Origin of the sequence: Clostridium sp. (assembly GCF_017888565.1) — a bacterium.
GTDB lineage: Bacteria > Bacillota > Clostridia > Clostridiales > Clostridiaceae > Clostridium.
On record NZ_JAGHFX010000089.1, the window covers coordinates 22,764 to 49,499 of the forward strand.

The window sequence follows — 26,736 nt, forward strand, 5'->3', positions numbered from 1 at the left end:
CAGCTACGGGCTTAATAACACACGCTATATTATACAATAGGCATATCTTAAAGTCAACCTCTCAGATAAAAAACTATTTAACCTGGTGGCCATTTTAATTCTCTTTGCCCTAGCACATGAAAATGAATATGATCAACTGTCTGCCCACCATCTTTTCCACAGTTATTAACAATTCTATATCCTGCTTCATCTATATTTAGTTCTTTTACTAGTTTATTAATAACTAAGAAAATATGTGAAATAATATTTGAATTTTCTTCATTTAATTCATTCACACTTTTTATATGCTTTTTAGGTATAACTAAAAAATGCATAGGCGCTTCAGGACTTATATCGTGAAAAGCTATGACCTTTTCATCTTCATAAAGCTTTTTACTTGGTATTTCACCATCTGCAATTTTACAAAAAATACAATCCATAAACTCACCACCTCTCTCAATTAATTAATGAAAGAATTGTCATAGAAACTCAGTAAGCTGAATTTCTTTTTATCATAATTTAGCTGAAGTTAAATTATTTCATTAATTTTTTTCATTTCACTTCATTTTTTCATTCTATAACAGTTTTGCTATTCCAATTTCATTTTCTGCTGCTGTTATTTCTATATCAACTATTTTACCAGTAACGTCTGCACATGTACATGGTACTTGAACCTTTATATAGTTTCTTGTATATCCTTCATAGATGCCATCTTTACCTTTTACTTCTGTTTCTATAAGTGCATCCATTTCTTTTCCTATAAACTTCTCTATAAATTCTTTTTCATTTTTATTACTTAATTCTATTAGTAGCTTACTTCTTTTTTCCTTTATGCTTCCATCAATTTGATTTTGCATATCTGCAGCTTTGGTTCCTTTTCTTGGACTATATTTAAATACATGAGTTTTAGTAAGCTTAATATTTTTTAAGAATTCATACATTTCATTGAATTCCTCTTCTGTTTCTCCCGGAAAACCAACTATAACATCTGTTGTTATAGATACATCTGGCATAGTTTCTCTCAATAATTTTACTGAATCAGCATATTCTTTTGCTGTATATCTTCTATTCATTCTCTTAAGTGTAGCATCACATCCACTTTGTAATGATAAATGGAAATGTGGACATAACTTCTTAAACTTCTTTATTTTTTCTATAACTTCAGGAGTAAAGAATGCTGGCTCAATTGATCCTATTCTTATTCTTTCTATTCCCTCAACTTTTTCTATTTCTTCTATTATGTCTATTAAATTAACACTACCTTCTAAATCTAAGCCATAAGAAGCTGTATGTATTCCTGATAAAATTATTTCTTTAAATCCATGTTCTGCTAATTTATTAACTTCTTCTAATACCTTCTTAGGATCTTTTGAACATACTGACCCTCTTGAATATGGAATTATACAATATGTGCAAAATCTATTACATCCATCTTGTATTTTTAAAAATGCTCTAGTTTTATCTTGATATTCTTCTATATTTAATTCTTCAAACTTTCTATTTTTAAGTACACCTTCAACATGAACTTGTGATTTACCTTCATCTCTAGCTTTATTTACATAGTAAACAACATCACCTTTATTTCTTGTTCCAAGAACTACATCTACTCCCGGTATTTCTGAAACTTCCTTAGGTGCAATTTGTGAGTAACATCCTACAACTGCTACTGTAGCATTCTCATTTAATCTTCTTGCTCTACTTATAATTTGTCTTGATTTTTTGTCACCCATATTAGTAACAGTACAAGTATTTATTACATATACATCAGCTGCTTCACTAGCATCAACAACTTCATAGCCTTCTCTAATAAATTTTTCGGCCATTGCTTCTGATTCATATACGTTAACCCTACATCCTAATGTAGAAAATGCAACTTTCATTATTAATTTCCTCCTAAATCTCCTAGCTCATACTGAACTAAAGAAGTAGCTACAAAACCTGCTGTCTCCGTTCTAAGGATTCTACTTCCTAAAGTTACTATATAAGCCCCATTTTCTTTTAGTTTATTTATTTCATCTATCTCAAATCCACCTTCTGGACCAACTAGTATTCCAATAGTTTTTATTTTAGATTTTTCTATATCAGTCTTATTAAATAAAGTTTTAATTCCAAAGTTTTCTGCATTTTCATATGGAACTATAACTATGTCTAAATTCTTCATCTTATCTATAGCTTCATCAAAACCTATTGGATCAACTACATTTGGTATTAAACTTCTTTTACTTTGCTTAGCTGCTTCTAAAGCTATTCTATTTAATCTATCTAACTTTTTAAAATCGCCTTTTAGCTTTATATCAACTCTTTCTGTTAAAGTTGGTATAAACTCAGTAATTCCAAGTTCTGTACCCTTTTGTACTATTAAATCCATCTTTTGCGCCTTTGGCAATCCTTGAAATAAATATATCTTTACACTACTTTCATTGTTTATTTGAAGTTTTTCTTCTATTTCAACAAGCACTTCTTGCTTAGTTATAGATGAAATAGTTGCTAAAAACTCTTCACCATCACAATTATTTAAGACTATTTTATCCCCTTCATTTAGCCTTAATACTTTATATAAATGTTTTACATCATCACCTAATATTTTGGCTTTATTATCTATAAAATTTTCTTTAGGAGTAAAAAATTTATGCATTGTTCATTCTCCTTAAAACTATTTTACTTTGGCAACTATACAGTTCCATTCCCCATCTTTATTTATTTCTACTACTTCAAAACCAGTTTCCTCAAGCTTTTTAGTAACCATATCTGCCCTATCATGTATTATTCCTGAAGTAATAAAGTATCCGTTATCCTTTAAAACTCTTTTTACATCTTCCGTTAATATACATATAACTTCTGCAATTATGTTAGCAACAACTATGTCTGCTTTTCCATCAATTACTTCCACTAAATTACCATATAGTATTTGTATATTATCTAAATTATTATAACCAACATTTTCTTTAGCAGATTCAACTGCAACCGGATCTAAATCAACTCCAACAGCCATTTTAGCACCAAGCTTTGCTGCTGCTATAGCAAGAATTCCTGACCCGCATCCAACATCAAAAACAGTACTATCTTCCTTTACATACTTTTCTAAAGATTGCATACACATTCTTGTTGTTTCGTGTGTTCCTGTTCCAAAAGCCATACCAGGATCAAGCTCTAGTACTAACTCTTCCCCCTGCACATCATATTCTTCCCATATAGGCTTTACAACTATCTTTTCTCCAACCTTTGTTGGCTTATAATACTTTTTCCATGTATTAGCCCAATCTTCTTCAAACATTTTTTCACTTTCTACTTTAGCTAATCCTGTATCAATTCCAAGTTCCTTAATTTCAATCATTTTTTCATTTACATAATTTAATATCTCATCTATATTATCTTCTTCTGAGAAATAAGCTTTAACAACTGCAACTTTACCTTTATGCTCTAATACATTAATATCTGCAAAATCCCAAGTTAATGGTCCTTGTTCTCTTTCTAATATGTCATTTGGATCTTCAATTGCAACTCCTTTACAATCTAATCCATAAAATATTCCTGAAACAGGTTCTAGTGCTTCACTTTTAGTTATAACTCTAACTTCTATCCAAGTTCCTTGCATTTAAATCAGTCCTTTCAAACATACTTTGACTAATTTATTATTTTACACTTATGTTAACTTTCTGTCTATATTTAAAATTAAAGTAATTAATTCCTTTTAAATAAATTATAAAATTATAAAAAGTAAAAGTACTTGGAATACCCAAATACTTTTACTTTTTATATATTATTTTGCTGATTTAGCTGCCTCTAAAATTTTATCGTAACTTGGTTCACTTGTTATTTCATCAAGATACTCAACAAAAGTTACAATCCCATTTGAATCTACAACAAATGATGCTCTTGTTAATAATCCTAATTCTTTTGCATAAGTTCCAGTTGCCTTAGCAAAACTTCTATCTTTATAGTCTGATAAAGTCTTAACCTTTTCTACTCCTTCTGATCCACACCATCTTGCTTGTGCAAATGGTAAATCCATTGAAATAGTATAGCAAGTTACTCCATCTAAGTTATCTACTTCTTTATTAAATCTCTTTACTTCCATATCACAAACAGGTGTATCTATTGAAGGTACTGTTAAAAATACTCTAACACCTTTTGTATCACTAAAAGTAAATTCTCCTAAATCATTTGTTGCAACTGAAAAATCAGGTAACTTATCTCCAACACTTAATGTGTTTCCTTCTAATGTTATTGGTGCACCTTGAAATTTTACTTGTTTCATTTTATCCTTCTCCTTACTTTAAGATTTCTATTTTATCTTTTCCAAAATCTCATAAAATTATATATTTCAATTATACTTGATAATTGTTATTTGTAAATATCCTTTATCACTATAATATTCTACTGTAAGTCGAAGGCTATTAATTAACTGCTTATACAACGTATTTATTTACTATTTCTTTGAAGCTATCGTCTTTTTCTTCTAGATATTCTTCGAATTTTAATTCACTAGCTTCTATTTCCTTAGCAATTTCATATAAAAGTTCTGGAATCTTATTTCCTGGAATATCTCCATAAGAATTTCCTAAGTTTGTTTTTCCTACGCCAAATGATCCACCAGCAAACATAGTAAAGCATTCCTCAATTTTTTCTCCTACTCTCTTCTTCTTGCCAGTAAATCCTATAGATCCAATTTGATGAACTCCACAAGAATTACCACATCCTGAAATATAAACTCTTGGTAATACATCTGATTTATATTCTTTATCCTTAAAATAATCCATAATTGAGCTTAGAGTTCCTTGACTATTACATATACCCACTTGACATGTTGGTACTCCTATACAAGATACACTTTGTTCGAAGTTAGTTGTTACCCCCATATTTTCAGTTAATTCTAATAGTTCTCTCGCTTCAATGCCATTTAAGTTTCTAAAATAAACTCCTTCTGTCATAGCTAATCTAATTTCTATATCTTCAAAGTTTTTAATTGTATCTAGAATCGCTTTTAAATCATTAGCAGCTAATTGCCCTCCAATTGGATGAAGATAAACACTATATAATCCTATTTGTTTTTGTCTAATAATTCTTGGATTATTAAATTCTACTTCTATTCCTTTTTTATTATAAATTTTATCTTCAACTTGTATTTCTAAATTACCTTTTTCTATAACTTCTTCTATATGTTTTTTATAACATTCTAAGAAATCTTTTTCGCCCATTCTTTCTAAAATATATCTAACACGAGCTTTATTTCTATTTTCATAATTTCCTTCAGCCTTAAATAAGCTTACCATTGCTTCCACATAATAAAGTACATCTTTTGCTTCAATTAAATCATAATATTTAACTGCTTTTCTAGGATTTTGTCCTAATCCTCCACCTAAATATATTTGAAAATATTTTTTTCCATCTTTATTTACTGCAACAAAACCTAGATCTTGAACTGTGCAGTGTGCTGCATCATATTCACTATTTGAAAATGCAACTTTAAGCTTTCTAGGTAGTTTATAAGTGTATATTCTTTCTAAAAAATAATTTCCTACAGCTACCGCATAAGGAGTTACATCAAACTCTTCTTCTGGATCAACACCTGATAATGGTGACATAGCAACATTCCTTGGATAATTACCACCAGCTCCTCTAGTATATATATCGTTATCCAAAGCTTCCTTCATTAAATCGCAAACTTCATCTATACTTAGTCCATGCAGCTGAATAGCTTGACGTGTTGTTAAATGTATTTTATCTAATCCATATTTTTTTGTAAAATCATAAACTTTATACATCTCATCAACCTTCGTTATCCCTGAAGGAATTCTAAGTCGTATCATAAATTCTTTGCCGCCTCTATGTGCATATATACCAAATCCTCCAGATGCATGCTTAAATTGCATTACATTTAATTCCCCATTTAAAAATTTATGTCCTTCTTTCCTAAACTCTTCTATTTCTCCATATAGAACTTCTTTTAATTTATTCATCTTTTACCACCTCTTTATTAAATTCATGCTATTGTTAATTATATCACTAAATACAATATGGATTTATCGAATATTTCTATAGTAATAATAGGGAAAACTTATTATAAGTATACCACTTTCAGTATTTTGTGCATATATTATATGTTTTATGAAAAAAAAAAAAAAAAAGAATTAGCATCATGCTAATTCTTCTATTTAAATAAATCTTTAAGTCCTTTTTTATGAGGAGTTCCTTCACCAGCGTTTTCTCCACATGCTTCCATAAATGCTTTTAAAGCATCTTTTTGCTTATCATTTAAATTCTTAGGAATATCAACAATTACTTTAACATATTGATCTCCTCTACCTGATGAATTTACTCTTGGAACACCTTTTCCCTTTAATCTAAATAAAGTACCTGATTGTGTTCCCGCAGGAATTGTATATTTTACATCTCCATCTACAGTTGCAACAGTTATTTCAGTTCCTAGCGCTGCTTTTCCCATAGATATATGAGTATCTATATATATATCATTTCCTTTTCTTGTAAACTTTTTAGATGGAGAAACATTTATTCTTACATATAAGTCTCCTGGAGGACCATCGTTAGTTCCATGATCTCCTTGCCCTCTAAGCGGCATAACATTTCCTGTATCAACTCCAGCTGGAATGTTAACAGTTATCTTTCTATTCTTTCTAACGTTTCCTTTTCCATGACATGTATTACATGGATCATCTATTACTTTACCACTACCACCACATGTGTTACATGTTGAAGTACTTACAAAACTTCCTAAAGGTGTTTGTCTTTGGACTCTTACTTGACCTTGACCATTACATGTTGGACAAGTTTTTGCTGAAGTGCCAGTTTTAGCACCACTCCCTTTACATGAATCACAAGTTTCACTTCTATTTATAGAAATTTCCTTTTCTACTCCAAATATAGCCTCTTCAAAAGTTAAATTAACTGTATATTCTAAATCGGCACCTCTTTGTGGTCCATTTCTTCTTCTACTGCTACCACCGCCACCACCAAAGAAGCTATCAAATATATCTCCAAAACCACCCATATCTGAGAAGTCAAAGCCACCAAATCCACCTGATCCAAATCCACTTCCGTCAAAATCCGCTGTTCCAAACTGATCATATCTCGCTTTTTTTTCTGGATCTGAAAGCACTTGATAAGCTTCATTTATTTCTTTAAACTTATCCTCTGCTTCTTTGTTGCCTTGGTTCTTGTCAGGATGATATTTAATAGCTAGCTTTCTAAAGGCCTTTTTTATTTCTTCATCTGAAGCTCCCTTTTGAAGCCCAAGGGATGCATAATAGTCTTTATTTGCCATCTATTTTCACCACCATTTTTTTACTTTATAAAAGGGAAGACGACTTATGCCTTCCCTCATATATTATATCTATTAGATTAATAGGTTACAACTATTTATCTTCTTTAAAATATTATTTATCTTCCTTAACTTCGAAATCTGCATCTACAACATTATCATCATTTGGAGTTTGGCTTGCACCTGCTCCTCCCATATTGTTTGGATCAAATCCAGCACCTGCTTCACCATTTGCATTAGCATCAGCATATATCTTAGATGATATTGCATAGAATTCTTGGTTTAATTCATCCATAGCTTTCTTTATAGCTTCTAAATCTTCGCCATCTTTTACTTTGTTTAATTCATCAAGTTTAGCTTGAACCTTAGCCTTATCTTCAGCTGTTACCTTATCACCAAGTTCTTCTAAAGTTTTAGTTGTTTGATAAGCAACTTGATCTGCATTATTCTTAACTTCTATTTTTTCTTTTCTCTTCTTATCTTCTTCAGCAAATCTTTCTGCTTCTTTTACTGCAGCTTCTACTTCAGATTCACTTAAGTTTGTTGAAGCTGTAATAGTTATATTAGCTTCTTTATTAGTTGCTTTATCAACAGCTGATACTTTAACTAATCCATTTGCATCTATATCAAATGTAACTTCAATTTGAGGAATTCCTCTTGGAGCTGGAGCAATACCTGATAATGTAAATCTACCTAATGTTTTATTATCAGCTGCCATTTGTCTTTCACCTTGAACTACGTGAATTTCAACTGATGTTTGACCATCTGCTGCAGTTGAGAATGTTTGACTCTTCTTAGCTGGAATTGTAGTATTTCTTTCAATAAGTGGTGTAGCAACTCCACCTAATGTTTCAATTCCTAATGTTAATGGAGTAACATCTAGTAATAATACATCATTAACTTCTCCAGTTAATACACCTGCTTGAATAGCTGCCCCAACAGCAACACATTCATCTGGGTTTACTCCCTTTGAAGGTTCTTTTCCAGTAAAGTTTTTAACTGCTTCTACAACAGCTGGGATTCTTGTTGACCCACCAACTAATATTACCTTATTGACATCACTTAATGAAAGATTTGCATCTGCTAAAGCTTTTTTCATTGGCTCAATTGATCTTTGAACTAAGTCATGTGTAATTTCATTGAATTTAGCTCTAGTTAAGTTCATATCAATATGCTGTGGACCTGTTGCATCTGCTGTTATAAATGGTAAATTAATGTTTGTTTGCATTGATGATGATAATTCAATCTTAGCTTTTTCAGCAGCTTCTTTTAATCTTTGAAGTGCCATTTTATCATTTCTTAAATCTATTCCATTTTCAGCCTTAAATGTTTCAGCTATATGATCCATTATTCTTTGGTCGAAGTCATCTCCACCTAGTTTAGTATCTCCATTTGTTGATAAAACTTCGAATACTCCATCTCCAAGTTCTAGAATAGATACGTCGAATGTACCACCACCTAAGTCATAAACAAAGATTTTTTGATTTGTATCCATTTTATCTAAACCATAAGCTAGTGCTGCAGCTGTAGGTTCATTTATTATTCTTAATACTTCTAATCCAGCTATCTTACCAGCATCTTTAGTCGCTTGTCTTTCTGAATCATTAAAATATGCAGGAACTGTTATAACTGCTTGAGTTACAGATTCACCTAAATAAGCTTCTGCATCAGCCTTTATCTTTTGAAGTACCATTGCTGATATTTCTTGTGGTGAATGATCTTTACCATCTATATTTACTTTATAATTTGTACCCATATGTCTCTTTATTGATATTATAGTTTTATCTGGGTTTGTTATCGCTTGTCTTTTAGCTACTTGACCTACTAGTCTTTCTCCATTTGCTTGGAATGAAACTACTGAAGGAGTAGTTCTTGCCCCTTCTGAATTGCTGATTACTACTGGTTCTCCACCTTCCATAACAGCTACACATGAGTTAGTTGTTCCTAAATCAATTCCTATTATTTTTCCCATAATTTATTTCCTCCTAAAAACTATCTTTTTAATAAGTTTAGTTAATATCAATATTAGTTAGCTACTTTTACCATTGTATGTCTAATTATCTTTTCGCCTCTTTTATATCCCTTTTGGAATACTTCAACTACTGAATTAGTACCAAATGATTCATCTTGAACGTGCATAACTGCTTGATGTAGATTTGGATCAAACTCACCAGTTGCATCTATTTCTTCAACTCCTAATTTTTCAAAGGATCCTTTAAAACCCTTTATAGTCATATCTATTCCCTTTTTAAAGTCTTCTACACTTCCATCAACAGCTATTGCTCTTTCTAATGTATCTAGTACTGGAATCATTTCTTTTAATACATCTGTACACGCATCTGTATAAATGCCTTCTTTTTCCTTAGTTGTTCTTTTTCTATAATTATCATATTCTGCTGATATTCTAAGTAATCTTTCTTTTAATGCTTCTACTTCATTGCTTAGCTTCTTATTTTCATCTTTTAATTTTCTCATATTATCTAGATCATTTTCCTTATCATTATTTTCTTCAACTATATCATCTGAAGATTGATCTGTTTCTGCTTCAATAGTAGAATTTACATCCTCATTATTTTCAGTTTCAACTGTTTCTTCCATATCTTCTACTACCTCTTTGTTATCTTCCACAACAACACCTCATCTCTTTTATTCTATAATTTGATTTCTTAAGCTTTTATTTAACTCTTTCATAACTTGCCCCATAATAGCTATAACCTTAGAGTAATTTATCCTCTTTGGTCCAATCAATCCAATCTTACCAATAGGTCTTCCATCTAATGAATACTCTGCTGATATAATTGAACACTCCTTAGCCTCTGGAAAATAATTTTCATCACCTATTCTTATGGTTATATCACTACTAGGTTCTATCAAATCTATTAAATTATCTTTATCATTGATTAGAGAAAGAATTTCCTTAGCTTTTTCAATATTATTATACTCAGGATAATTAAATATATTTGTAGTTCCTTCAACAAATACTTCTGTACTATTAGCTTCTTTTAGTGTTTCATATAAAGCTGGTAATATTCCATTAAATAGTTCATCGTAGCCATTTAATTCTACTTTGAGCTTATTAATTACTTCCAAATTAATTTCTTCAATAGTTAAATTCCTTAGCCTCATATTTAAGACTTCATTTATTATTCGAATAGTTTCAGGCTTTGGCATATTATTTATTCTTATTCTGTGATTCTTAATAATTCCACTATCTGCTACTATTACTGAAACCAAATTATGACTATCAATAGTAAGTAATTGAATAGATCTTATATAGCTACTTCTTACAGATGGAGTCTGTACTACAGTAGTTAAATTAGTAAGCTCTGATAACAATGAACAAGCTTGCTTTACTATCTTATCAACCTCATACATTGCTGAATTTATAATGTACTCCCTTATTTTAAGCTCCTCTTCTCGAGTTAGCCTTCCAGTTTCCATTAACTTATCTACATATAGCCTATATCCTTTATTTGAAGGTATTCTACCTGCAGATGTATGTGGTTGTTCTAGATAACCCATTTCTTCTAAATCAGCCATTTCATTTCTTATTGTAGCTGATCCAACTCCTAAATCATATTTCTTAGCTATTGTCCTTGAACCTACTGGTTCCCCTGTCACGATATAGTCATTAATGATAGCCTGAAGTATTTTTATTTTTCTTTCATCAATAGCCATTACATCACCTCTATCTGTTAGCACTCATTATTATCGAGTGCTAATGACTACAATATCAATATATTCCTTATTACCTTTTTTGTCAATTTGAATAACTTATAAATTAAATAATCTCATTTAATTTTATTAATTTATCCTTATTTTTCGCTTTTTTTTAAATTTATTCTCGTTTTTTCTATATACTCCATTTATAATATAAAATCACTCATAACCAAATTAGATAACTCAATTCCTTTATCAGTTAGTCTTAAAATATCATTCTCTAATACAAGTAAATTCTTATTTATATTTTTCTCTATAATATCTTTATATATACTATTTATATGCATTCCAAATCTACCTTTAAATTCATTAATGCTTACGCCTCTATTCATTCTAAGTCCCATAAACATAAATTCTTCCATATTATCTTCTTTTGAATTTTCAATTATTTCTTCTACAACACTCTCATTATTATTAACTTTTTCTATATAAGACTTCACGTTTTCTATATTTTTCATTCTTTTTCCATTTATAAACGAGCTTGAAGCAGATCCAACTCCTAAATAATCATCACATTGCCAATAAATCTTATTATGATAGCACTCATATCCTGATTTTGCATAATTAGATATTTCATACTGATTATATCCATGCTCCTTAAGTATTTTCTTAGTAATAGAATACATCTCTATCTCATCATCCTCTGAAGGTAATATTAGTTTATTTCTTTCCCATAGTTTATAAAATGCTGTTCCTTCTTCTATAATTAAACTATAAGCAGAAATATGCTCTGGGTTTAATTTTGCAATCGTTTCTAGAGATTCTTTCCACTCATCTACTTTTTGATTTGGTAATCCAAACATCAAATCTACATTTATGTTCTTAAAGCCAACTTCCCTAGCTAAATTGAAATTTTCTTTAAATTGCTTAAAACTATGTATTCTTCCTATGTCTTTTAAAAGTGAGTTTTGTACTGCTTGAAGTCCCATGCTTATTCTATTTACACCACCACTTAGCATGGTTTCCAATTTTTCTTTTTCTAATGCTCCAGGATTACACTCCATAGTAAATTCCATATTTTCAGTTAGATTAAGCTTACTTATAGTTTTTAATAACTTATATATTTGATTAGTTTCCAAATATGATGGAGTTCCTCCACCTATAAATATGCTTTTTATTTTATAATCTATTACTTTTTCTTCTATTTCCTTACATAATGCATCTACATAATCATCTTTAAGATGATCTAATGAAGCGTAAGATGGAAAATCGCAATAAAAACATTTTTGTTTACAAAACGGTATATGTATATAAAGTGCTATTTCTTTTAAATCTTTCATTTCTATAATCACTCTTTCTATCATTTAAATTTCTCTTTATTGCTATTATACATAACTACTTCAAAATTAAAAGATAAAAAGAGGAGAATAAATTATATAATATAATTTATTCTCCTCTTTTTATACTTCTATAAGATCTATATTTATAATATTGTGTAATACTATATCCTTCTGAGCTCGTTTAATCTTTGTATCGATTACATTTCCTTTAAAATTTACTGACATTATTGCATTTAGTCCGTTTCTTAAAATATATGTTTCTAATTTATAGCCAACCATTGATATTAATGATGTTTCTCCATTTTTTCTTTTAATGCTACCAGTTACTAACCCCAAGTTTCTTAATACTTTTCCTTTCTTTTTTGCATCTCTTAATTTTGCCTCCAACATAATATACACCTCACCTAAATAGTTTATATAATTTAAATATATTTTCTTACTTTAAATTTAATTACTAATATATTTATAAGTAACTAATTTCATAAAAAATTTATATATTAAACTTATTATCTAAATAATTAAAGTTAATCACATAGTAAATAATTAATTTACGTATTTAAATTAATTAGCGAAATTAAAAGTATCGATTATTTAAGCTTTTATATAGGTTGCTAAATTGCTAAATTCATTTAAATTTTAGCAATTACTTATGCTTTAATTAAATACTAAATTTTTATTGTAACTTATATATCAATAACTCTTTGATTGAATATATTATTTATAGATTCTCAATCTATAAATAGTGTATATAAGGAGATATTTGTTTTGAAAACATTTAAAATACTCGCCTTCGATGGTGGTGGAATTAAAGGTGCTTTAAGTGTAGAAATTTTAAGTAGGATTTGTTCTAAGTATCCCAATTTTTTGGATGAAGTAGATTTATTTACAGGCACTTCAACTGGTTCTATAATTGCTTCATTACTAGCAAAAGGTGTTTCTATTAATGAGATAAGTAATTTATATAGTAATCCTACTGCAAAAAAAATCTTTTCCCCATCTCATTTTAATCTATTTCGTCCAAAGTTTAATAATATTAATTTAAAAAATATTATCTCAAATCATTTTGATAACAACTTAAAAATTGGAGACTTAAAAAAATATATCTTTATTCCTGCATTTCATGTAAGGGGATTAAACAGAAATTCTTGGGAACCAATATTCTTTAATAACTTATCCCCAAATTCAACATGTGATTTTAGTGTAAAAGATACTATTTTATCAAGTTCAGCTGCACCTACATACTTTCCATCATATAAAGGCTTTATCGATGGAGGTGTCATTGCTAATTCCCCTACAGCTATTTCATTATTAGCTGCTTTATCTGCACTTGGTCCATCTTATAACCTAGATCAGATAAGACTACTTTCTATAGGTACTGGGGATAGTCCTGAAAAAATAAATGGCAAAACAGAAAAATGGGGAATATTACAATGGTCATTCCACCCACTATCTAAAATGAAGTCTCCATTATTGGCTCTTTTAATGGATGGGATGTCAGATTTAGAAGATATGTACTGCAAAGAATTTTTAAAATCTAAATATTTTAGAATAAACCCTAAAATATCTAAGTTTATTGAAATGGATGATTATAAATTCATCCCTTATTTGAAATTAATAGGTAATACTTACGACTTATCATCTTTATACAATTACATTGAAAATGTTTATTTAAAATAACTTAATATAATGCACAACTTTAGGTAAATTTAAATATAATAAAATATAATATTACCACCTTACTCTTATAGTTATCTATTAAAAAGGCTAAGTCTCTTTATGAAACTTAGCCTTTTAATATTTAAACTTATTTATCTACTTTAAGAACCGCCATGAATGCTTCTTGTGGTATTTCAACAGATCCCACTTGTCTCATTCTCTTCTTTCCTTCTTTTTGCTTTTCTAATAGTTTTTTCTTTCTTGATATATCTCCACCGTAACATTTAGCAAGAACATCTTTTCTCATAGCTTTAACCGTTTCTCTTGCGATAATCTTTGAACCAACTGCTGCTTGAATTGGAACTTCAAACATTTGTCTAGGAATTATTTCTTTTAGTTTTTCAGCAATTCCTCTTCCCTTTTCATAAGCTTTCTCTCTTGGTACTATCATAGATAAAGCATCTACAACATCTCCATTTAACATTATATCAAGCTTAACTAGTTCAGTTTGAGTATATCCTTTAAACTCATAATCTAATGATGCATATCCTCTTGTTCTAGATTTTAATGTATCGAAGAAATCATATACTATTTCATTTAATGGAATATCATAATTTATAGAAACTCTTGTTTCTTCTAGGTATTGCATGTCAATAAAAGTTCCTCTTCTTTCTTGACATAATTCCATTACAGCTCCAACATAATCAGAAGGTGCTATTATACTTGCCTTAACTATTGGCTCTTCCATATACTCTATCTCTGTTGCTTCTGGAAGATTTGTAGGATTTGTAAGCTCTATTATATCACCATTAGTTTTTATTACCTTGTATATAACTGATGGTGCAGTTGTAATTATATCTAAATTAAATTCTCTTTCAATTCTTTCTTGAATTATCTCCATATGTAATAATCCTAAGAATCCACATCTAAATCCAAAACCTAAAGCTATAGATGTTTCTGGTTCAAAACTTAAAGCAGCATCGTTTATTTGAAGCTTTTCTAAAGCATCTTTAAGTTCTTGATACTTTGCTCCATCTACCGGATAAATCCCTGAATAAACCATTGGTACTGCTGGCTTATATCCTGGCAACGCTTCAGTTGTTGGTCTATCCGCTTCAGTTATAGTATCACCAACTCTTGCATCTCTTACATTTTTAATAGATGCAGCAATATATCCTACATCTCCTGCACGCAATTCACCTATCGGTAGTGTCTTAGGCGTAAATACACCTACTTCTGTTACTTCACATACCTTATTTGTAGCCATTAACTTAATTTTAGTTCCTGGTTTAACTACACCATCGAATATTCTTACATATGAAACAACACCCTTATAACTATCATAATATGAATCAAATATTAATGCTTTAAGCGGTGCATCTTCATCTCCATCTGGTGCAGGTATATTTTCTACTACTGTTTCTAAAACATCTCCTATATTTAGACCTGTTTTAGCAGATATCATTGGCGCATCTTGTGCTTCTATACCTATTATATCTTCTATTTCTTGTTTAACTTCCTCTGGTCTTGCAGATTGTAAGTCAACTTTATTTATTACTGGAGCAATTTCTAAATCATTGTTTAATGCTAAATAGCAGTTAGCTAAAGTTTGTGCTTGAACCCCTTGTGTAGCATCTACAACTAGAATTGCTCCTTCGCATGCAGCTAAGCTTCTTGAAACTTCATATGTAAAATCTACGTGTCCAGGAGTATCTATTAAATTTAGTATATACTCTTCTCCATCTGATCTTCTATATATAAGTCTTGCGGCTTGAGACTTAATAGTTATTCCTCTTTCTCTTTCTATCTCCATATTGTCAAGGATTTGCTCTTCCATTTCTCTTTGTGTTAGAGTTCCTGTGGCTTCTAATAATCTATCAGCTAGGGTTGACTTCCCATGATCTATATGGGCAACTATTGAAAAATTTCTAATATGTTTTTGTCTATTACTACTCATATATAAAACTACAACCGAATTTTTGGTTAATAGTCACTTCACCCCCATTATAATTAAATCAAAGTAAATTATATCACAATGTCTAGGATACATGTCAATATAAATGTGAAGTTGTTAAACTCTGTAAAATGCTATATCTAATTAGATTTTTCTAAAAAGTCATCTACTATTTTATCTAATTTATCATTATTATTCATGTTTGTGTTTGTGTTTTTCTCTTCAGATTCTATATTATTTCCATCATGCTGATTACTTTCATTTATATCTTCTTGACTACTTTCATCTATAGAATTTGACTCTTCATCTTTGTCATCACTCTTTATTTTCTCATTAATTTTATTCTTTATACTATTAAATCCATTATATATACTACTGCCTAACATATAAATTTTTTCTGTTATTGGATTATTAGCATTTATCATAAACTCTTTATCTGATACCTTTATTGTTGTATTTTCATTATTTTCATCAGTAGTGTAAATTTTAACTTCTGCATTATCTCTTATAAACTCTTCAAAATCTTCTCCAAATTCTTCTTTTACTAATTGATAGTTATCTTCTCCATTACCTATTGGTGATAATGCTCTAGTATTTACAATGTTAATTTGAACGAATCCAATAAAAACTAATAATGAAAAAATTAATGTTCCTATCAAGACTTTTTTATTAAACAAAAAAGCACCCCCTAGTTTTTTTATTATCTAAAAGGATGCTCATAAATATCAAATTTTATTCAATTTTAATTCCTATTTAAGTGTTCTGCCAAAATTCTTGCTATATATTTTGCAGTTAATTTTGCTTCTTGAGCAGTATTTACATTTGCACCTACTTCTATAAGTACAAAATTGTCACTTAAACTATAATTGATAGATGTTGCTGCAATTTCATATTCATAAGTATTTCTAATTATCCCTGGAAATAAAGTATTAGCTGTATTATACAATTCATCCACCAATGCTCTATTAGCTTCATATCTTGTACTGTTTTGTCCTGTAACAAACATCATCTTAGCTAAATTTTGATCATTTAAATTAACTGTCACTGCATCTTTATTAGCTACACTATCTCTATGCAAATCTATTATTATTTTGAAATCGCCATACTTATTCAAATAATTTGTTAACGTCTGATTGGATCTTGTATAAGAATCGTTATAAGAAACACTATGATTTGTTTTATCGTGAATTACTGATATTCCATATCCTTCTTCTAGTTCTTTCGATAAAACATCACCAACACCTACAACATTAAAGTTACTATCCGTAGTATCTTTTCCTGCTTCTGCATAGTTTTCTGTTGTATGTGTATGGAATATAAGCACCTCTGGCTTTGAGTTATCTAATGGTTTCTTTAAACTTGGATCATATGCTGCACTTACTTTATTTAATTCTGCAATTTCCTCTGAAGTCATTTTTGCTATACTTTCATTTTTCAATGAGAACGGCGTTAAGCTTTTTATTGCTGATCCTAAAGTAGAATCTCCTAAAGTACTATCTTTAAACAAGCTTATTTCTCTTCCAACTATTCCATAAGTACTAAACCCTCTAAGACCTAAAGCTTCTAAGACTACATTCTTTACTGAAAGATTGTTTTCTACATATTGACCTTCATCATATACTTGAGTTTTTACAACTGGCATAGTAAAGTTTAACATTTGAACATATGCATAGCCACCTCGCTCATTGTATTTATTTATAACTCCCATTGCTCTTATAAAAAATACAATAACAGCAAGTATAATTATTACATATCCAAAATTAAAGCCGGATTTAGATGAAGCTGGTTTTCCCCTAACACTTCTTAGTTTTTGCTTAGGTATAGTTTGTCTTAATGAATACAACGGCAACTCCCCCTTTTCTATATTATTTATATTAGGGGAGTTACATAATTATTAATAAATTTATTAAATTTATTTAATTAATTCATAAATTTATTTATATCTTCCATATCTAAATTAGGTTGTACTGCCATGTTTATCCCATTAGCAATTATTTTAGCTAAAGACTCTACAACCGCATCTACATCTTTAGGTGTTACCATTAAATCTCCAACAAAAGGATCTAATATTTCCTTTATTAAAGCGCTCTTTTCAACCTTATCTACTGACTTTAACATATTATAAAACTCTTTCCCACTTTCTGCCTTACTTATAAGTTCATCAAGTAATAAGTCAATAGTATCATTTGCTATTGTTGATGCATGAACTACAGTTGGTACTCCAATTGCAATAACCTTTACGCCCAATACTTCTTCATTTATCTTCATTCTATGATTACCGACACCTGCTCCTGGAGAAATTCCAGTATCACTTATTTGAATAGTTCTATTTACTCTTTCTAACTTTCTAGATCCTAAGGCGTCTATACATATAACTAAATCTGGCTTTATTCTATCTACTAAAGACTTTACTATTTCTCCTGTTTCTATTCCAGTAACACCTAAAACACCTGGAGATATACAACAAACTGGTCTTACTGAATCGTCTATTGCATCTGGCATCACTTGTTTTAAATGCCTAGTTACCATAATTTTTTCTGTTACCTTTGGTCCAAGAGCATCAGGAGTTACATTCCAGTTTCCAAGCCCTACAACTAAAGCCGTCTTTTCTTCTGATATATCAACCATCCTTTTCAATACATTGTCAACAACTTTAGATACTTTATCCATAGATTCTCCATCATAGTGTGTAAATTCTGGGAAATCTATAGTTATATAATTACCCTTAGGTTTTCCAAGTTCCTTTCCTGCTTCATCACTTTCTATAGTTACTGTAGTTATTTTTATATCATCTTCCTTTTCTTCTTCTACAATAACCCCATCAAGTTCCCTTTTATTTTCTTTTGTATACATGTCTCGTGCTTCTATAGCCAAATCTGTTCTTACATTTATCATACTAATACCTCCTAAAATTCTTCCATCCTTCTTATTTTTCCTTAATGTTATAATTTAATACTTGAACTTATAAACTTTCAATGATATAATCTAGTATGTTAAAAACGAACTCGAACGCAGATTTCCCCAAAGCTGCAAAGAGACCCTATAAAATTATTAAGGGGGTGAATTTAGAATGGCAAATATTAAATCAGCAAAAAAGAGAATTAAAGTTACAGAAGCTAAGACTGCTCAAAACAGAATGATAAAATCAGCTTTAAAAACTGCTATAAAGAAGTTTGAAACTGCTGTTGCTGCAAATAATGCAGAAGAAGCTAACGTTCTTTTCCCTAAGGCTGTTAAAGCTTTAGACATGGCAGCTCAAAAAGGAGTATGTCACAAGAACATGGTAGCTAGAAAGAAATCAAGATTAGCTGCAAAGTTAAACGCTATGGCGTAATCAAATAAGAAGCCGGTCCACTGGACCGGCTATTATTTTACATAATTACTTTACCATAAATATATTAAAAAGCATAAGTTCCATCTCCATAGTTTTATCTATACCAGACGTTTTCAGCTTATTTTCTGTTTCCAAACAAACTTCCATTAATTTTTGTAATTGCTTTACAGTAAATTTATTACACTGGTTCACAAGCTTTTCACATATAAAAGTTGGAAGTTTATATTTACTTGCAAGATCATTTATATTAAACCCATTTTGACTAAGTATCTTAATTTCATATAGTCTTTTGAAATTATTTTCTATATTACTTATTATTAGCATATGTTGATCACTTTTAAATAATAATTCATCTAGTAAATCAATTGCTCTTTCTGCTTTTCTTTGAGATATTAAATCAATTAAATCAAATATATCATCTTCACTAGAATTAGCTATGAGTTTATCTATATCTCTTTTAGTTATTTGTTTTCCATTAGTATAAGAAATAATTTTATCTGCTTCCCTCTTAATTATATCAAAATTATTTTGTACTTTTTCAGCAAAATATCGTGCTTCTATCTTTCCTATTTCTTTGCCATTAGCTTTAAATACTTCTTCTACCTTTTTATAATACCTGTCTTTTTTAAGCCTATCAAAATAAACTACTTTAGAAACTTTATCTAGGGATTTTATTTTATTACTTTTTTTAGGAGTATCTCTTTTATCATTAAATAAATAATACATTATTAGCACTGTATAAGGTGGTAAATCCTTTAGATATTTTAATACTTCATTATAAATTTTAGTGTTTGCACTATCTGTTTTATCTTTTAAAAATGCTGCTCTATATACAACTACAACTTTTTTATCTCCCATAAAAGGCATTGTTTCACAAGCATTCATAATTTCATCAAAATTTGTAGTTAATCCATCTAACCTTATATAATTTAAATCTAACAAGGATTTGTCTACAGTACTATTTACAATTAAATTTATTCCTTCTTTTATAAGTTCCTCATCTAAACCACAAAAAATATAAGAATTTTCTATTTTACTTTTTTTAACTTCACCTTCTAGTGCATCAAAATCTATCAAATTAATCTACCTTTCTTTAATTAAATACTAAAATCTTATTTTCAAGCAAAATTATTTTACTATAATTGCTTGATTTACAATCTATTATATCATAATTAGAATCATTTTTCCCTTTTGATATCTTAAGTACATAACTCTTATTTCTTCCTTTTAGTATAATATCTTTATTGTATTTTAACATTTGATAATTATCATTTATTCTTATATTATTAAAATTTTTATATGAATTTTGTGATAAAGTTACTATTTTATATTTTTCTAAATCTACACTTTTGTTCAGGGCAATTATACTTCGTTCTCCTTTAAAGCTTATTGCTATTATTCCGTCTTTATAATATTCTATCTTAGGAAATGGACTATATACTAACATGTAATAATAGAAAATAAGTATTAATGGGAAATAAATAACCCTTCGATAGCCTTTATAATAAAAATAACATGTAATTGAAATAATAATATAACATATAATTACCATCTCATTTAAATATAAGGCATTTGGAGTTATATTTAGTAACCATTCTGTTGATGTATCTATAAATAGTGTTACATAATAAGTTATAAAAGCTATATAGTTAAAAATAGCATTAAATTTAACTAAAACAGCTAATAAATTTCCTAGTACAACTACTATATTTATTAAAGGTAATAGTATTAAATTTCCCATTAGAAATCCCAAAGAAAACTCTTTAAAATATATTATTAAAATTGGAAATGTAAAGACTTGTGATGATAAACAAATAGATATTCCTTCCCTTAAAAACTTTGGAAACTTATATAACTTTTTATTTATTGCTTTGTTAAATAGTATTATCCCAAGAGTAGCTAAAAAACTTAGTTGAAACCCTACTTCAAAAACGCTATATGGCTTATATAAAATTAATATAACTCCAGCCATAGATAATGATGCAAGAGGATTGTAATTTCTTTTTAAAGGAGTTGCTAAGCCCATAAATAACATCATTATATATGATCTTACGGTTGATAAAGCAGCACCTGTAAATATTACATAAATTATAGAAATTATAGGAGCAAATTTACTTCCAAATATCCTTTTTAATATGGAATAAACTAGAACCATATGTAGCCCTGATACAGAAATTGCATGAAGTATCCCTAAATTTTTCATATTCTCTTCATCATCTCTATCTAAAAAATCTGAGTATCCGAACGATATAGATGTGACTATTGCCGCTCTTCTATATCCCAATTTTTCTTTTAATGCATTAAATATATCTTCCCTAATTCTATATATTTTCCCTTTTAAATCGACATCTAATTTCTTAAAGTCATCTACTTTAAATTCTCCTACTACTCCTTTTTCTTGATTTATTTCTTTAGTAAACTCTCCAGTTATTATAAGTCTTTCCCCTAATTTAATATTTTTTAAATTCCCAGATAAATATATCTTTCTTTTCGATACCTCAGCAGTTGCTCCATACGAATTAATTGATATTATTCGTACATTTTCTTTTTTACCCACTTCCAAATTATAGTAATAAATATTATTAACTATTGGTATGGAAAAGAAAGCTATAAGTATAATAGTTAACTTCAAATTTATTTTTAATATTAGCATTATAAAAAAACAGCTAGCAATAAGTATTGCTAGCCCAATATTTCTATTTGAAATTACAAATATATAGCTTGATAATATAAAAGTAATAAATATATATGGTAGTATATTTATTTTTTCCTCATAGTTCAAATGGCAACACCTCATTAATAATTTTTACCATTTTTTTATAATTAAATCTCCTAATAAAAAAATAAATATTAACCAAGATATCACAATAACAAATATCATTGAGTAAGTAAATTTAGTTATCATAATTAATATGAATAAACATGCTATGTAAATTAATATAGTAAATATTAATAGCTTTACTCCTTTTAAATTTCCTTTTTTAAATATTCTACAGTTAATTAAAGTATCTATAATAAGCATTACTCCCATTAAAGAAAACCCTATTATGTCATAATTATCTTTTATAAAATAAATTGCAACTCCAGGTATAACACAAAATAATATGCCTCTTAAAACTACCTTTTTTCCTTTATAAACATCGTTACCATATATCATATTTATAAGTATTATAGGTGAAAGTATAAAAAAATTCATTAATATAATAAAATACTCGTCTACTACCGTTCCGCTTGTTATAAAATATTTTAAATTTAAAAATATAATTTCGCATAGCATAGCTATTGTATATATACTTATTCCTCTTTTTATTCCTTCTTCTACTTCATCATGTTTTTCTTTTAGTTTAAAGAAAGCTTTAATACTACTTTTATGAGTATATATATCTCCCATTTTTTTAAGTAACATGGATAACTTTCCTTTAACTATTCCAACCCTTGCTAAACTTATAAGAGAAATATCACCTAATGTTTCTCCCTCAATAGCAAACTTATATCCATCAGTATGATATAATGATATAATTTTATTCTTTTGTTCTGGATTTAGTTTACAATAGATCCTTGTTCTGGAAACAACTTTGATCATTTCCTCATCACTTAAAGATTCTAATTCAACTCCTGTAGTTATCTGTTCCAATGACGATATAAGACCTATTTTCTTACCAAGTATTTCAGAAGCTATTTTATTATCCTCAGTAAATATAATTGGCAAGACACCCTGATCCATAATATTTTCAATATCATCAACCACATCATCAATTAATGGATTCTCTAAAGCTATAATTCCAATAAATACCAAATTGCTTTCTATATTTTCAAACTCAGAAGGCTCATAATTAAAACTTCTATATGCAAATGCTTCTGTTATTAATCCTTCTTTTGAAAAATTTAAATCTGAAAGTTTAATCTTCATTATATCCTCTGGAGAAATTTCTCTTTCTACTCCATTAATAAGGATGTGTGTACAACAGTTTAATATAGCCTCTAAACTCCCTCTAGAATTTGCTCTATATCCATTTCTATTTTTATTTACTGTAGTTATAATATTTTCATTAGAATCTCTGGTTATTTGGAACTTCCTCTTATTTTTACTCTCTAAATTACCTTTAAAAACAGAATTTTCAACACCATATTTTACATATGCTACTTCAAACATATTTCCTTTTGACCAATTATTATCACTATTGTACTTTGCATTATTACAAAGTATTGATATATCTAAAAGTCTTTTAATATTTATATCAGTAATGTCTATTGAATTAGATTTATAAATTTGTTCATTTGTATATATTTTATCTAAAAACAATTCTTTTTTAGTTATAGTCCCAAGTTTATCTAAGAAAAATACTTTTATATCATTAATTAAATCTAAAGCTGAAAAATTTGTTAGTTCAATATCATCTTCTATTAAAAATTTTTCCTTTACGTATTTTCCATAATATATGATTATAAATGGAATAAAGATACAAATTATTGCAAATGTTCCCTGTACAAACAGTTGCTTTTTGTCAATTAATTTCCCTGGAAATACAACTATGAAAATAGCTTGTACAATAATTAGACATAATACAAGTTTAAATAAAACTTCTTCTACCCTATTTATAGTAATATCTTTTTTATTCTTTGAGTCTTCTATTATTCTTATTAATTTTCCTAATTGTGTGTCATTACCAATTTCTACAACTATACCTTTTCCTGAACCCTCTTTTACTAAAGAACCTCTAAAAAGCATATTACTTATTTCACTAATAGATGATACTTTATTATCTAGCTTTGTTGAAAATTTATTCTTTAAAAACCTATCTCCAGTTACACTACTTTCATCTACTTTAAGATTTTCACATTCTATTATTCTAATATCAGCTGCAATTATAGAATTCTTTCTAAAATATACTATATCTCCTTTTACTAAATCTTCTGCTTCTACTAGTCTCTCTATCCCTTCCCTTAAAACTAGTACTTGAGAAGTATTTAGATTTTGTAGTATTTCTATTTCTTTTTCTTTAGAAACTTCATGATATAATTTGAATCCTAAATTAAATAATAGTAAAAATGTTGTTAGTAAACTAATCATGTAAAATTTATTTAATAAAAAAAATGCTATAAGTAATAAATATACATATAAATATTTTTGTTTTAAAATATCTAATGATAATTTAAATATACCTCTGGAATATGGAAGAGAAATTTTATTATCTCCCTCTTCTTCTTTTCTTATATTACAATCATATTCATAAAGTCCTTTATTTACATTACTCCCCAGTGAGTCTACTACTTTAGTCCAGCTATTGCCATAATAACTATTCATTTTCCTCCTCCTACCTCTAATAATTCGCCATTTATTACTATAATTTTTAAAGTTATTTTAATTATATAATTTTTAAAATTAAATAAAAAAAAGAAACCTAACACTTATAGTATAAGTTGTTAGGCTATTTTTTTAAAGTACTAATTTCTAATATTTACTATAAACTAATTAAGATTTAGTCTTTGGATTAAATACTAATGCCATTATGTATCCAAAAAAAATTGCAGCTGTTATTCCTGCCGCTGTTCCGGTTATTCCACCTGTAAAAGCACCTATTAATCCTTTTTCTTCAACAGCTTTAATTGCACCTTTAGCAAGAGAATTTCCAAAGCCAGGTAATGGAACTGTTGCACCAGCACCTCCTATAGCAACTAATTTATCATATATTCCAAAAGCACCTAATATTGCTCCTAATGTTACAAATATAACTAAAATTCTTGCTGGTGTTAACTTAGTTGTATCCATAAGAATTTGTCCTATTACACATATTATTCCACCTACTATAAAGGCACTTAAATATTCCATACTAGTTTCCCCTTTCTATTTTTCTTTATATTCTATTGCTACAGCATGCGCAATACCTGGTATACTTTCACCCTGTAACGACGAAGTTGTACTTAGAAGTGCTCCTGTAGAAATTAATAAAAGATTTTTAATTTCTTTTCTCATTAACTTTTTATAAAAGTATCCTGATGCTACCACAGCAGAGCATCCACATCCACTTCCACCTGAATCTGTATTTTGAACTGTATCATCAAATATCATATCCCCACAATCAAAATAATTTTCTCTTATATCATATCCATATTCTAATAATAATTTACTTGTTATTTCCTTACCTACTTTCCCCAAATCACCTGTTGCAATTACATCATAAAATTTAGGATCTCTACCTGTATCCTTAAAATGTCTTGCTAAGGTGTCTACTGCTGCTGGTGCCATAGCTGCACCCATATTATTAGGGTCTTTTATGCCATAATCTTTTACAACCCCTGTTGTTATATATGTTACCTCTGGAAAATCACCACTTTTCCCAAGAATCATAGCCCCTGAACCTGTTACTGTCCATTGAGCTAATGGGCTTCTTTGTGCTCCATACTCTAAAGGAAATCTAAACTGCCTTTCTGCCGAACTAAAATGTGATGATGTAGATGCAACAACATAATTTGCAAATCCTCCATCTATCATCATAGACGCTACACTTAATGATTCTGACATAGTGGAGCAAGCTCCATATAATCCAAAAAAAGGTATATTTAATTTTCTAGCAGCAAAAGATGAAGATGTTATTTGATTTAATAAGTCTCCTGCAAATAAATAATCTATGTCTTCTTCTTTCATACCAGCACGATTTATTGCACTTGTTATTGCTGTATACATCATTTCGCTCTCAGCTTTTTCATAACTTTCTTTTCCAAACATATCATCATTTAATATTTCATCAAAATATTCCTTTAAAGGTCCTTCACCCTCTTTTGGTCCAACAATAGAATATGTTGCTATTATTTTAGGGGGGTTTTGAAGCTTTACAGTTTGCTTTCCAACTTTTTTTATATTTAAATTATTAGTGCTCATAGTAATTCCCCTTTCTTATCCTAATAGTTGTATAAGATAATAAATAATACCTATTATTACAGAACTTCCTATGCCATATACTAACACTGGCCCTGCTATAGTAAACATTTTAGCTGCTACTCCAAACACGAAACCTTCCTTTTTAAATTCTATGGCTGGAGCAACAACAGCATTTGAAAAACCTGTTATTGGAACTACTGTTCCTGCTCCTCCAAAAGATGCTATCTTATCATATATGCCTACTCCAGTTAATAGTGCTCCTAAAAATACCATAATTATTGGTAACAACATTTTAACTTCTTCTTCTTGAAATCCATATTTAACTAGAAGCGTTTGAAAAATTTGACCTAATGTACAAATTGCTCCTCCAACTAAAAAAGCTCTTGTACAATTTCTAACTATTTTGGGCTTTGGATTTGTCTGATTAGTAATAGTTTGAAATTTATTTAATATCTGTTGTTCACTTGGTGTCTTCTTTTTAGCCATAATATTACTCCTTTCTAAATATGTATAGTTTTATTATCCCAATTATAATAAATATAACACTGGAATATACTTCAAAATCTTTCAATAAAAAAAATCTTTTGATATAACTTCAAAAGATTTTTTACTATTCCTTATTCATTTTTTCTTTTCCTTTATTATCATTTGTAA

Annotated in this window: 24 protein-coding genes; 2 read left to right on the forward strand and 22 right to left on the reverse strand. The window is 28.8% G+C overall.

What is annotated here, in order from left to right; all coding sequences use genetic code 11:
• Positions 1 to 77 precede the first annotated feature (77 nt).
• The 12 genes from J7M87_RS17055 to J7M87_RS17110 form a co-directional block, all read right to left on the reverse strand.
• On the reverse strand, positions 78 to 419 hold the full coding sequence (locus tag J7M87_RS17055; RefSeq protein WP_291652862.1) for a histidine triad nucleotide-binding protein: 342 nt from the start codon (positions 417 to 419) through the stop codon (positions 78 to 80).
• 135 nt (positions 420 to 554) lie between these two features.
• Complete coding sequence (gene mtaB / locus J7M87_RS17060; protein ID WP_291652864.1) at positions 555 to 1,859, reverse strand: tRNA (N(6)-L-threonylcarbamoyladenosine(37)-C(2))-methylthiotransferase MtaB; 1,305 nt, start codon at positions 1,857 to 1,859, stop codon at positions 555 to 557.
• Between the two features lie 2 nt (positions 1,860 to 1,861).
• Positions 1,862 to 2,614, reverse strand: coding sequence for an RsmE family RNA methyltransferase (locus J7M87_RS17065; RefSeq protein WP_291652866.1), 753 nt, complete (start codon positions 2,612 to 2,614; stop codon positions 1,862 to 1,864).
• Between the two features lie 18 nt (positions 2,615 to 2,632).
• On the reverse strand, positions 2,633 to 3,574 hold the full coding sequence (gene prmA / locus J7M87_RS17070) for a 50S ribosomal protein L11 methyltransferase (protein WP_291652868.1): 942 nt from the start codon (positions 3,572 to 3,574) through the stop codon (positions 2,633 to 2,635).
• Between the two features lie 165 nt (positions 3,575 to 3,739).
• Complete coding sequence (gene tpx / locus J7M87_RS17075; protein ID WP_291652870.1) at positions 3,740 to 4,237, reverse strand: thiol peroxidase; 498 nt, start codon at positions 4,235 to 4,237, stop codon at positions 3,740 to 3,742.
• Positions 4,238 to 4,388: 151 nt separating this feature from the next.
• Complete coding sequence (locus J7M87_RS17080) at positions 4,389 to 5,939, reverse strand: nitrite/sulfite reductase (RefSeq protein WP_291652872.1); 1,551 nt, start codon at positions 5,937 to 5,939, stop codon at positions 4,389 to 4,391.
• 191 nt (positions 5,940 to 6,130) lie between these two features.
• Positions 6,131 to 7,261: a molecular chaperone DnaJ gene (gene dnaJ, locus J7M87_RS17085; protein ID WP_291652874.1), complete on the reverse strand. Its 1,131-nt coding sequence runs from the start codon at positions 7,259 to 7,261 to the stop codon at positions 6,131 to 6,133.
• 112 nt (positions 7,262 to 7,373) lie between these two features.
• Positions 7,374 to 9,230 carry a molecular chaperone DnaK gene (gene dnaK, locus J7M87_RS17090; protein ID WP_291652876.1) on the reverse strand — a complete coding sequence of 619 codons (1,857 nt, stop codon included), beginning with the start codon at positions 9,228 to 9,230 and terminating at the stop codon, positions 7,374 to 7,376.
• A 53-nt stretch (positions 9,231 to 9,283) separates the two neighbouring features.
• Complete coding sequence (grpE, locus tag J7M87_RS17095) at positions 9,284 to 9,886, reverse strand: nucleotide exchange factor GrpE (RefSeq protein WP_291652878.1); 603 nt, start codon at positions 9,884 to 9,886, stop codon at positions 9,284 to 9,286.
• 18 nt (positions 9,887 to 9,904) lie between these two features.
• A complete protein-coding gene (gene hrcA, locus J7M87_RS17100) occupies positions 9,905 to 10,936 on the reverse strand; it encodes a heat-inducible transcriptional repressor HrcA (protein WP_291652880.1) in 1,032 nt (343 codons plus the stop codon).
• A gap of 188 nt (positions 10,937 to 11,124) precedes the next feature.
• Positions 11,125 to 12,258: a radical SAM family heme chaperone HemW gene (gene hemW / locus J7M87_RS17105; protein WP_291652927.1), complete on the reverse strand. Its 1,134-nt coding sequence runs from the start codon at positions 12,256 to 12,258 to the stop codon at positions 11,125 to 11,127.
• A gap of 120 nt (positions 12,259 to 12,378) precedes the next feature.
• Positions 12,379 to 12,648 carry a hypothetical protein gene (locus tag J7M87_RS17110; protein ID WP_291652882.1) on the reverse strand — a complete coding sequence of 90 codons (270 nt, stop codon included), beginning with the start codon at positions 12,646 to 12,648 and terminating at the stop codon, positions 12,379 to 12,381.
• 375 nt (positions 12,649 to 13,023) lie between these two features.
• On the opposite strand from J7M87_RS17110, the gene J7M87_RS17115 reads away from it, so the two are divergent.
• A complete protein-coding gene (locus tag J7M87_RS17115; protein ID WP_291652883.1) occupies positions 13,024 to 13,935 on the forward strand; it encodes a patatin-like phospholipase family protein in 912 nt (303 codons plus the stop codon).
• A gap of 127 nt (positions 13,936 to 14,062) precedes the next feature.
• Here the strand turns inward: J7M87_RS17115 and lepA are convergent, their stop codons facing one another.
• The 4 genes from lepA to gpr all read right to left on the reverse strand — a co-directional run bounded on the left by lepA (position 14,063) and on the right by gpr (position 18,763).
• Positions 14,063 to 15,871: a translation elongation factor 4 gene (gene lepA / locus J7M87_RS17120; protein ID WP_291652884.1), complete on the reverse strand. Its 1,809-nt coding sequence runs from the start codon at positions 15,869 to 15,871 to the stop codon at positions 14,063 to 14,065.
• A gap of 137 nt (positions 15,872 to 16,008) precedes the next feature.
• A complete protein-coding gene (locus J7M87_RS17125; RefSeq protein WP_291652885.1) occupies positions 16,009 to 16,545 on the reverse strand; it encodes a hypothetical protein in 537 nt (178 codons plus the stop codon).
• Between the two features lie 65 nt (positions 16,546 to 16,610).
• Entirely contained in the window at positions 16,611 to 17,711 is a 1,101-nt protein-coding gene (locus J7M87_RS17130; RefSeq protein WP_291652886.1) for a stage II sporulation protein P, read from the reverse strand.
• Positions 17,712 to 17,788: 77 nt separating this feature from the next.
• Positions 17,789 to 18,763, reverse strand: coding sequence for a GPR endopeptidase (gene gpr, locus J7M87_RS17135; RefSeq protein WP_291652888.1), 975 nt, complete (start codon positions 18,761 to 18,763; stop codon positions 17,789 to 17,791).
• 175 nt (positions 18,764 to 18,938) lie between these two features.
• Here gpr and rpsT point away from each other — a divergent pair, with 175 nt between their 5' ends.
• On the forward strand, positions 18,939 to 19,202 hold the full coding sequence (rpsT, locus tag J7M87_RS17140) for a 30S ribosomal protein S20 (RefSeq protein WP_008677290.1): 264 nt from the start codon (positions 18,939 to 18,941) through the stop codon (positions 19,200 to 19,202).
• A 45-nt stretch (positions 19,203 to 19,247) separates the two neighbouring features.
• Here rpsT and holA read toward each other — a convergent pair whose 3' ends face one another.
• From holA to spoVAC, 6 genes are all read right to left on the reverse strand, one after another.
• Complete coding sequence (gene holA / locus J7M87_RS17145; protein ID WP_291652891.1) at positions 19,248 to 20,279, reverse strand: DNA polymerase III subunit delta; 1,032 nt, start codon at positions 20,277 to 20,279, stop codon at positions 19,248 to 19,250.
• Between the two features lie 16 nt (positions 20,280 to 20,295).
• Positions 20,296 to 21,984, reverse strand: a complete 1,689-nt coding sequence (locus J7M87_RS17150) for a ComEC/Rec2 family competence protein (RefSeq protein ID WP_291652893.1) — start codon at positions 21,982 to 21,984, stop codon at positions 20,296 to 20,298.
• A 24-nt stretch (positions 21,985 to 22,008) separates the two neighbouring features.
• On the reverse strand, positions 22,009 to 24,507 hold the full coding sequence (locus J7M87_RS17155) for a hypothetical protein (RefSeq protein WP_291652895.1): 2,499 nt from the start codon (positions 24,505 to 24,507) through the stop codon (positions 22,009 to 22,011).
• Positions 24,508 to 24,675: 168 nt separating this feature from the next.
• On the reverse strand, positions 24,676 to 25,032 hold the full coding sequence (spoVAE, locus tag J7M87_RS17160; RefSeq protein WP_291652897.1) for a stage V sporulation protein AE: 357 nt from the start codon (positions 25,030 to 25,032) through the stop codon (positions 24,676 to 24,678).
• A 15-nt stretch (positions 25,033 to 25,047) separates the two neighbouring features.
• Complete coding sequence (gene spoVAD, locus J7M87_RS17165) at positions 25,048 to 26,082, reverse strand: stage V sporulation protein AD (protein ID WP_291652900.1); 1,035 nt, start codon at positions 26,080 to 26,082, stop codon at positions 25,048 to 25,050.
• A gap of 15 nt (positions 26,083 to 26,097) precedes the next feature.
• Positions 26,098 to 26,568, reverse strand: a complete 471-nt coding sequence (gene spoVAC / locus J7M87_RS17170; RefSeq protein ID WP_291652902.1) for a stage V sporulation protein AC — start codon at positions 26,566 to 26,568, stop codon at positions 26,098 to 26,100.
• Positions 26,569 to 26,736 lie beyond the last annotated feature (168 nt).